Origin of the sequence: Nonomuraea aridisoli (assembly GCF_003236395.1) — a bacterium.
Lineage (GTDB): Bacteria > Actinomycetota > Actinomycetes > Streptosporangiales > Streptosporangiaceae > Nonomuraea > Nonomuraea aridisoli.
On sequence record NZ_POUD01000338.1, the window covers coordinates 1 to 8,962 of the forward strand.

Annotated in this window: 10 protein-coding genes and 1 tRNA gene; 5 read left to right on the plus strand and 6 right to left on the minus strand. The window is 68.4% G+C overall.

What is annotated here, in order from left to right:
- Positions 1–199, plus strand: a 199-nt coding sequence (locus tag C1J01_RS50590) for a hypothetical protein (RefSeq protein WP_220040396.1), incomplete at its 5' end; no start/stop codon positions are given.
- Positions 200–484: 285 nt separating this feature from the next.
- Here the strand turns inward: C1J01_RS50590 and C1J01_RS53885 are convergent.
- On the minus strand, positions 485–1,051 hold the full coding sequence (locus tag C1J01_RS53885) for a UTRA domain-containing protein (protein WP_111184776.1): 567 nt from the start codon (positions 1,049–1,051) through the stop codon (positions 485–487).
- A 284-nt stretch (positions 1,052–1,335) separates the two neighbouring features.
- Between C1J01_RS53885 and C1J01_RS42900 the strand changes: the two genes are divergently transcribed.
- Positions 1,336–2,226, plus strand: coding sequence for an RNA polymerase sigma factor (locus C1J01_RS42900; protein ID WP_220040397.1), 891 nt, complete (start codon positions 1,336–1,338; stop codon positions 2,224–2,226).
- 86 nt (positions 2,227–2,312) lie between these two features.
- The gene (locus tag C1J01_RS42905) at positions 2,313–3,023 is read left to right on the plus strand and encodes an alpha/beta fold hydrolase (RefSeq protein ID WP_111184777.1); all 711 of its coding nucleotides are present in this window, start codon (positions 2,313–2,315) and stop codon (positions 3,021–3,023) included.
- 267 nt (positions 3,024–3,290) lie between these two features.
- Here C1J01_RS42905 and C1J01_RS42910 read toward each other — a convergent pair whose 3' ends face one another.
- A complete protein-coding gene (locus C1J01_RS42910) occupies positions 3,291–3,728 on the minus strand; it encodes a peptidoglycan-binding protein (protein ID WP_111184778.1) in 438 nt (145 codons plus the stop codon).
- Between the two features lie 751 nt (positions 3,729–4,479).
- On the opposite strand from C1J01_RS42910, the gene C1J01_RS42915 reads away from it, so the two are divergent.
- On the plus strand, positions 4,480–5,370 hold the full coding sequence (locus C1J01_RS42915; RefSeq protein ID WP_181449277.1) for a tyrosine-type recombinase/integrase: 891 nt from the start codon (positions 4,480–4,482) through the stop codon (positions 5,368–5,370).
- A gap of 61 nt (positions 5,371–5,431) precedes the next feature.
- On the opposite strand, the gene C1J01_RS42920 is transcribed toward C1J01_RS42915, so the two are convergent.
- From C1J01_RS42920 to C1J01_RS42935, 4 genes are all read right to left on the minus strand, one after another.
- Positions 5,432–5,504: transfer RNA gene (locus tag C1J01_RS42920), tRNA-Thr, on the minus strand.
- Positions 5,505–5,524: 20 nt separating this feature from the next.
- Positions 5,525–6,490: a 23S rRNA (guanosine(2251)-2'-O)-methyltransferase RlmB gene (rlmB, locus tag C1J01_RS42925; protein ID WP_111184780.1), complete on the minus strand. Its 966-nt coding sequence runs from the start codon at positions 6,488–6,490 to the stop codon at positions 5,525–5,527.
- Between the two features lie 50 nt (positions 6,491–6,540).
- A complete protein-coding gene (gene cysS, locus C1J01_RS42930; RefSeq protein WP_111184781.1) occupies positions 6,541–7,932 on the minus strand; it encodes a cysteine--tRNA ligase in 1,392 nt (463 codons plus the stop codon).
- A 42-nt stretch (positions 7,933–7,974) separates the two neighbouring features.
- Complete coding sequence (locus tag C1J01_RS42935) at positions 7,975–8,361, minus strand: PPOX class F420-dependent oxidoreductase (RefSeq protein WP_111184782.1); 387 nt, start codon at positions 8,359–8,361, stop codon at positions 7,975–7,977.
- Between the two features lie 54 nt (positions 8,362–8,415).
- Between C1J01_RS42935 and C1J01_RS42940 the strand changes: the two genes are divergently transcribed.
- A partial coding sequence (locus C1J01_RS42940; protein ID WP_111184783.1) for a DUF2637 domain-containing protein occupies positions 8,416–8,962 on the plus strand: 547 nt, incomplete at its 3' end.

The window sequence follows — 8,962 nt, forward strand, 5'->3', positions numbered from 1 at the left end:
CACCCGCACCGTCGTACGAGCCGTCGTCCCACCCTCAACCAGCGTGATCCACGCCGGCCAGGACCTGTTCGCCTGGATACACCGCCACCACCTGAACATCACCGGCCCCACAGCAGAAGACCACCTCACCGACGCCGACGGCCTCCGCACCACCATCCTGGAGATCCCGGTCTGCCAGAACGCCGACGCCAACGGCTGACCACGTGGACGATCACCACCCCACCTCACTGGTGGGTCAGGGCCTGCCCCTGGGCCCGTCCGGGAGTAGGAAGCCCTCGATCAGCGCCTGCTCGACTCCGTAGGTTCGGCCGTGGTCGTTCCGATCAGCGGCCGACGGCAGGAGTGAGGCCAACGAGCTTGGTCAGAAACCAGTTCGAGATCGTCCACTGGTGTTCACCACTGTCACTAATCGACCAGCTCGCTACGCAGGGCCGAGCGAGCGCCCGCGACAGACAGCGCCGGCGCACCGTCGGGCTGAATATCGTCATCGTGATGGCTCCGGCGCGAGGGGGGCAAAGGCACCCTCTGGTAGAGATGGGCCGACCATAGTGGCTGTTGTGATCCCAGGTCGGCGTCTTCTTTTCCTCGCGGAGACACGAAAGTCCCCAGATTGGGGCGGGTGTACACGATGTCCAATGAAGCAATGGCACGCACTACGCCATACGCTGCCTGGCGGAGGAGCGACCCAAAGCCGTCTGTGGAATCCATGGTCAGCGCGACCGCCGTCGCCCACTGGCCCGTTGTAGATCACCTTCGTACTGTCGGCCGGGACTACCATGTCGGCGACTTCCACGGCCTGCTCGCCAGCGAAGTACGCCCGCTCGACCACCATCACGATGCTGTCAGAACCAATGCGGAGCAGTTGCGCCTCCTCGCGCGCCGCTGGGCGGGCCCAGACCTCTTCGTCCCAGGCGTCGACCTGGATGCCGACGGCGGCCATAGGGTGCGTGACGCCGAGACCGGCGTACGGGCCGACCTCAGGAAATGCGATCAACCTGCCCTTGGCGACGCATGCTGTCGCCGGCCCTGCCGCCGTCGGGGCCCTGCGCATGGACTTCGGGGACGCTCGACGCAGCCGACGACGGTCGTGGAGCTCACCACCTCGCACTCGCTGTTCTGTCGGCTCCGGAAACGCTCGCCGAGATCATCGCTACCGGTCCCCGCGGTTCCGGCGACCCGTTGGACCTGTACGCCGTCAATCCGGTTCTGGGCCGTCCACAACCGCTCCACCCACGACTGCGCACTGAGAAGCCTGGCAGCCACCGTTGGAACGACGTGTGTCAGAGTGACGAAGTGTTCAGTTCCCCGCCAACGTTGACCCTCGACCGTGAACTGGTGCTGCTCGCTCAGTCCGGTGACTCGGCCGCGCTGGGCACGCTGCTGGCCCGGCATCGTGCGGGAATGCTGGCAGTGGCGGTGAGCATGCTGCGGGATCCGGCCGAGAGCGAGGACGCCGTCCAGGACGCGTCGCTGACCGCGTTGGCCCGGATCGGAGATCTACGCGATCCCGCCGCCGTGGGACCGTGGCTGCGGATGATCGTCCGCAACCTCTGCCGCAAGCGGCTGAATGCCACGACCGCGATCCTGGCCGGAGACCTGCCGCCGTCCGCCGAGCGGGCAGCCGATCCGCAGGAGGTGCTGGAGCGGCACGCGCAGCGCGACTGGGTCTGGCACGCCGTCGGGCTGCTGTCCCCGCCCCTGCGTACGGTGACCCTGCTGCGGTACTTCTCCTCGGTCACCCGCTACGACGAGATCGCCGCCGCCTGCGGCGTCCCGGTCGGCACCGTCCGCCGCAGGCTGCACGAGGCGCGGGGCATCCTCTCCCGTACGCTGTCGGCCTCCCGGCACAACGCATACGACGACATGGCCGCGGTGGCGGCGAAGCGCCGCCGGGAGGCGGAGGAGGCCGTCGCGGCCGGGCATCAGGGCACGTTCGAGGCCTTCCTGCGGGAGCGCTGGTGGCCTGACGTGGACATCGTCTTCGGCAACGGCCGCCGCACGCGCGGTATCGGTCATCTGACGCAGGTGGTGGACGTCCGCACGGCGGCCGGGACCCGGCAGCGCCTCACCGGTGTGGCCGCGAGCATCGACGTCGTGGTGTGGGAGACCGACGTGTCCAGCCCGCCCGACGCCGGACCAGGGTGCGCGCCGTCCATGTGCTGGCTGCTGTCCTACGACGCCGACCGGGTTCGTCGAGTGCGGATGATCCACCGCGCGGCGGCCTGAAAAGAATCTTGGCGCCGGAGCGAACTTTCCGACGCGCCACCGGATCGTGTCAGTGATTTCGAAACGACCGGAAGGTAGAGCTCTTCATGTCCGACATCTCGATGACGTTCGTTCTCGTTCCCGGCGCCTGGCAGGGCGGCTGGTCCTGGGAGCCGGTGGCGCAGCGCCTGCGTGCCGCGGGCCACGTCGCCGTGACGATCACCCTGCCCGGGCTGGCGGGCGGCGATTCGCGCTCCGGCCTCCACCTCTCGGACGCAGTCGACCATGTCGCCGGCGAGATCGAGAAGCGCGACCTGAGCAACGTGGTGCTGGTCGGCCACAGCTGGGGCGGCTACCCGATCACCGGGGCCGCCCATCGGGTCGCGCACAGGCTCGCCAAGATCGTGTATTTCAACGCCTTCGTCCCGGCTCGCGGTGTGCCGTTCATCGACGAGAACCAGGACTACGCCGCCATCCTGCGGGCGGCCATCGACGCTTCACCCGACGGCAGCGTCTCCGTCACGTTCGAGCAGGTCCCGGTGCTGATGCCGGAGCTGCCCGAGGCGGCGCAGCGGCTGTTCCACGAGCTTCTCGTGCCGCAGCCGGGCACGTACTTCCTGCAGTCGCTCGACGTGGATGACGTGACGACGCTGGGGGTGCCGGCGGCGTACGTCCTCAGCGAGAACGACCTGGCCCTGGCCCGGCCGGGCACCGAACTGGCCGCCCGGATCGGTCTGACGCCGCTGATGGTGCCCGGCGGCCACCAGTCCATGCTGACACACCCCGACGAGGTCGCCGAGGTGCTGCTCAAGTACTGACCGGTGGCACACGGGCGTCCTCGGCCACGATCGTCGGTCGGCTCACCGCTGCGTTCGACGTCATCGGAGCGGGCGACGCACCCGCCTCTAGGGACAGCATCTCGAGCGCATGAACACGTCCCGACTTCACTACCCGCAGCGGTGAGTTCGGCGCCCTCACACTCGCTTTGACTAAAGGCAAGGAGTTACCTCTACCTGACGCGCGTCGTCGCACGTCAGCGCGGTACGGCGCAGCAGGTACAGCTGCACCAGGTGGTCGAGCACGCGCTAGTCGACGCGTAGCAGCGCCGGCCAGGTCCTCGGGCCGACGATGCCGTCGTCGTCCAGGCCTTGAGCGCGTTGGAACGCGCGGACGTCGACGACGAGATCCGGGTCGTGAGCCATGTTCTCCATCCATGCCTTCAGCCCGACCTGGCCGCCGTACCGGGCGGGCTGCAGACCGCCACGGACGAACAGGCACGCCCGGACGGTCTTCACGTCGTAGCTGTCGGCGCCGGGCCGAACCAGGAGCAGATCTTCCACGAGCCCCTCCGTCCAGCTGAGCCGCGCCGCCGTCGTCTTGCCCGCGAGCAGGGCGGCGACCGCCGCGCGGAAGTCGCTGCCGGACACGCTCCAGGCGCGCTGGGAGCGGTCGCCGGCCGCGGGGGCGGCGATCTCGCGGGACTCTCTCCTAAAACCGTTCCGCGACGGGACCAAAAGGCCCATATCCCAGCTGTATCCCAAATGATCAGAGGCCCTCTTCGGATGATCTCCGAAAGGACCTCTGACCTGGAGCCGACGAGGGGAATCGAACCCCTGACCTTCTGTTTACAAGGTCCCCAAACGATGTGCAGGATCGTTCAGACTCGTTCGGCGCGCTGTTCGCGAGTCATTGGACCGTTCAGATCTGTCCGGCTCAGTTCGTTGTCGTCCATCCGGGTGGCTCCCAAGGTGGCTCCCGGAAATGGGCTTGCCAGTGCCCGCGTGAGCCGCCGATACTCGTGGTGATCCGCTGGCAAGCCCGCCCACGTACCTGCTTGGTCAGCCGTATGGCAACGCGTCGGGGCACTGGCGCGGCGATGGTGTCTTGGAAGTCAGCGGATCACCAACATGCGGATTAAAAGATCCAGTTTGAGCCGTTCCAGATCGTTCAAATGCAGGTCAGCGACAGTGTGCGCACTGCCTTGAACGTTCCTGGACGGCATGGAACTGCAACTGAAACTGCAACTGGGACCCTGTGATCAGGGCACCCCGGTGCTTGAGCGCTGTCAATCTCCTCAAACCGTGGAGACGGTCCTATGCCACTGCGGCCCTCAGCAGGGCCGTTGATGCTTGCCACTTCTCGATCATCAGACGCTGGAATGTGACAGGCGGCAGCCCGTCGTCGGCACCGTGCCTGCGCTTGACGTTGTAGAAGCGGCCCTCGCTTATGCAAGGATCATCGTCCACTCTCACCAATGATCGGAGAGACCATCACGTGGATATCCGACGCCCCTCGACCGACGAGGTGTTCGGGCACTATCAACGGCTGGTCGGTGAGCCAGAGTTGGATGTGGCGGCGTGCTGGGCGGTCGTGGTTCCCGACGACGGCCTGGACTCTCTCCCCTTGCCTGAGGTGAGCGCGCGGTTGGGCGGAGGAACCAGCTATGAGCTGCGCGAAGTGGTGAAGCCCCACTTCGTCAACCTCCCCTTGCGCCGCCAGGGCCCCTGCGCGGTCGTGGATCGATCCGGTGCGGCGGTCGTCTTATATGGGCTCGACCATCTCGGGTATTCGAGCGGAGCGCTCCGGCGGCTGTCGTCGAATGCCCGGGTCTACAGCGCCTGGTGGAACGTCAACTCCGTGAACTGCCTGTCCCTCACCGTGAACGGTGAAGTCCTTATCTCAATCGACGGACTGTTCCCGGGACGTCCTGAGAATCACCCGAACCTGGCGTCGTGGCCCGAACTGACTGAAGCGCCCCGACTTCGATGGAGACCAACAGCCGCCCACAACAAGGAGCGTCTCAAGGCAGGCGAGGACTGGACGGAGCACGGCCTGATGTTCCCCACTGCTTTCGGCAATCCGTCCGACCCGGATACCTTCTCTCACCTGTTCTCCCGCCTGGCCAAGAAGGCGGGCCTCGGCCACTGGCACCCGCACGAGCTTCGCCACTCAGGCGCGTCGCTCATGCTCGCCCAGGGCACTCCTCTCCACGTCGTGTCAGAAGTCCTCGGCCATGCCAGCATCGCGATCACCAAGGACATCTACGGACACCTTCTGGAGGGCGACCGCCGCGCCGCGACCGAAGCCATCTCCAGCGCGCTTCTGGGGAGAGAGAACCCGGTGGCTCCCAAGGTGGCTCCCCAAGGTGCCGAAGACACCGGTTGAAGATCGAAACGAGGAAGGCCCCTGACGGCGTCACGCCTGTTCAGGGGCCTTTCGGTTGCAGAGCCGACGAGGGGAATCGAACCCCTGACCTTCTGTTTACAAGACAGATGCTCTGCCGATTGAGCTACGTCGGCACGGCCTACCAGTGTAGACGCTAGGGACGCCTGTGACGAGCGGCTTCGTACAAGGCCACGCCCGCCGCCACCCCCGCGTTCAGCGACTCGGCGGCGGCGCGCATCGGGATGCGGGCCACGACGTCGCACTGCTCGCGCACCAGCCGCGAAAGCCCCTTGCCCTCCGAGCCCACGACCACCACCAGCGGCTCGGCCAGCAGGTCCACGTCGGCGATCTCGGTGTCGCCCGAGCCGTCGAGGCCCACCACGAACAGGCCGGCGTCGCGGTATTCGCGCAGCGCCGCCGTCAGGTTGGACGCGCGGGCCACCCGCAGGGTCGCCAGCGTGCCGGCGGAGGTCTTCCACGCCCCTCCCGTGACCCCGGCCGAGCGGCGGGACGGGACGAGCAGCCCGTGGGCGCCGAACGCCGTGGCGGAACGGGCGATGGCGCCCAGGTTGCGCGGGTCGGTGACCGAATCGAGGGCGACGATCAGCGGCGCCTCGCCGGCCTCCTCCGCGATCTCCACCAGCTCGGACGGATGGGCGTAGTCGTAGGCCGGGATCTGAAGGGCGATGCCCTGGTGGACGCCGCCCTCGGTCAGGCGGTCGAGCTTGTCGCGGCTGACCTCCAGCAACGCGACGCCGCGCTCCACCGCGATCTTGATGGAGTCGCGTACGCGGTCGTCGTTGTCGATGCGCTGGGCCACGTAGAGGGCGTTGGACGGCACGCCCGCCTGCAGGGCCTCCAGCACCGGGTTGCGCCCGCCGATGTACTCGGGGGCGTCTTCGGAACGCCGCTGCGGGCGCGCGGGACCGGCGCGCCGGGCGCCGCCGCGCTCCTCGCGCGAGATCCGCTCGGCGCGGGCCTTGTCCTTGTACCAATGACGCATCTCGGCAGGCGGAGTCGCGCCCCTGCCCTCGAGCGACCGGCGCTTCTGCCCCCCGGTGCCCTTGGCCGGGCCCTTCTTCTTCGCGGGCCTGCCCGAAGCCCTACCGCCAGCTGCCATGCCTCAAGGGTACTGGCGCCTCCGCACACCTCGGGCCGCGAAGGACCGGATCAGCGGCTGAGCTCCCAGCGGGGCCCGTGCGGGGTGTCCTCCACCGTGATGCCGGCGGCGGCCAGCTGGTCTCTGATCGCGTCGGCGGCGGCGTAGTCCTTACGCTCGCGGGCGGCCTTGCGCTGCTCCAGCGCCACCGCCACCAGCGCGTCGACCACCGGCGACAGGTCGGAGCCGGTGCCGCGCCACTGCGGCGAGCGCGGGTCGAGGCCCAGCACGTCGAGCATGTTCTGGGTCTCGGCGAGCAGCCGCGCCACGGCCTCCTTGTCGCCCCGCGACAGCGCGACGTTGCCCTCGCGCACCACCTCGTGGACGACCGCCAGCGCCTGCGGCGTGCCGAGGTCGTCGTTGAGCGCGTCGACGAACGCCTGCGGCAGCGGCGCGTCGGCGTCGACGTCGTGGATGACCTCGGCGGCGCGCGTCACGAAGCCCTCGATCCGCTGGTACGCGGCCGCGGCCTCCTGCAGCGCCTCCTCGGAGTATTCGATCGAGGAACGGTAGTGCGGCGCCGCCAGGTAGTAGCGCAGCTCCACGGGCCGGACCTTCTGCACCATCTCGGGGATCAGCAGCGAGTTCCCGAGCGACTTGCTCATCTTCTCGGCGCCGATCTTGACCAGGCCGTTGTGCATCCAGTTGCGGGCGAAGCCGTCGCCGGCCGCCTGCGACTGGGCGATCTCGTTCTCGTGGTGCGGGAAGACCAGGTCGATGCCGCCACCGTGGATGTCGAACGTCGGGCCGAGGTATTTGGTCGCCATGGCCGAGCACTCCAGGTGCCAGCCGGGACGCCCCGGGCCCCACGGCGTCGGCCAGGTCGGCTCGCCGGGCTTCTCGCCCTTCCACAGGGCGAAGTCACGCGGGTCGCGCTTGCAGGACTCGTCGTCGGTGTCGGCCGCCGGCCGCATGTTCTCCACTCGCTGGTTGGACAGCGAGCCGTAGCGGTCGGCGTAGGACTGGACGTCGAAGTAGACGTCGCCGCCGGACGCGTACGCGTGGCCGCGGGCGATCAGCCGCTCCATCAGCGTGACCATCTCGGGCACGTGACCGGTGGCCCGCGGCTCGACCGTCGGCGGCAGGCACCCCAGCGTGTCGTACGCCCAGGTGAAGGCGCGCTGGTTGCGCTCGGCGACGACGAACCAGGGCACGCCCTCCTCGGCCGACACCCTGATGATCTTGTCGTCGATGTCGGTGACGTTGCGGCAGAACGTCACGTCGTAACCGGAGCGCATGAGCCAGCGCCGCAGCACGTCGAAGTTCACGCCCGAGCGGATGTGCCCGATGTGCGGAGGAGCCTGCACGGTCGCCCCACACAGGTAAATCGACGCCCGGCCGGCTTCGACCGGAACGAATTCACGGATGGCGCGCGTGCTGGTGTCGTAGATGTGCAGGCTCACAGCGCAAGGCTAACGCCTCACGGCGGTCGCCACGTCGATTAATCAGCTCCGCAAAGTGACTCGCTCAGGAGAAATCCGTACGATCAAACGCTCGGTGCCCGGCTTGTCCTCCCATGGGATGCCTCGGTACTTATGCGACAGTTCGTCGATGAGGGCGCCCTCGGGGTCGGGCGTCATGGTGACCCGGCCGCGCACCTCGACGTACCGGTAGGGGTCGTCGGGGTCGATGACGAGCAGGCTCACCCGTGGGTCGCGCGCGAAGTTCCGCGGCTTCCTGCGCCCCTTGACGGTGGAGAAGAGCACGTCGTCGCCGTCCGTACGCACCCACACGACGGTCGACTGAGGGCCTCCGTCGGGGTTCAGACTGGTCACGGTGGCGTAGTTCGGCGCGTCCAAGAGTTTGCGGACATCTTCCGACAGCTTGACCACGCGGTCCTCCCTTGATCGGTCCAGACCCCCATTGTTCTGTAGGCTCGAACCGCCATGGACGTGAATCCCCCCTCTACGCTCCGCCGCCTGGGCATCGCCCTGGCGGGGCTCGCGGTCGCCGCCCTCACGGGGGCCGCCTGCGCGCTCTCCTTCGACGATCTGCGCGCGCTCGCCGTCACGGGCGAGGCGAGGCAGGACCTGGCCTTCCTCTATCCGGCCGCCTTCGACGCGCTCCTGGTGGTGGCGCTGCTCGGCGTGCTGCTGCTGCGCCCGGCCAGGCTGCTGGTACGCCTCCAGGCGGCGTTCGTGCTCATCCTGCTCATCGCGGCGGCCGCGGCGGTCGATGTGGCGACGGCGGTGCGGTTCGTGTTCGACGTACGGCAGGCGGCCATCGGCGTGGCCGTGGCGCCCTGGGTGATGGTCGCCGTGGCGCTGTGGTTGTGGCTCCTGCTGATCAAGCACGTACAGGCCGGCCGGGTCGCGCGCGGCGCCGGCGACGAGAGTGCGGCCGAACGCGACATCGTGCCCTTCGACGGCGGCCAGGCGCCGCCCCCGCTGGACACGCGGTCACCGGCCCCTGCCCCGGAGGCCACCCCGGTGG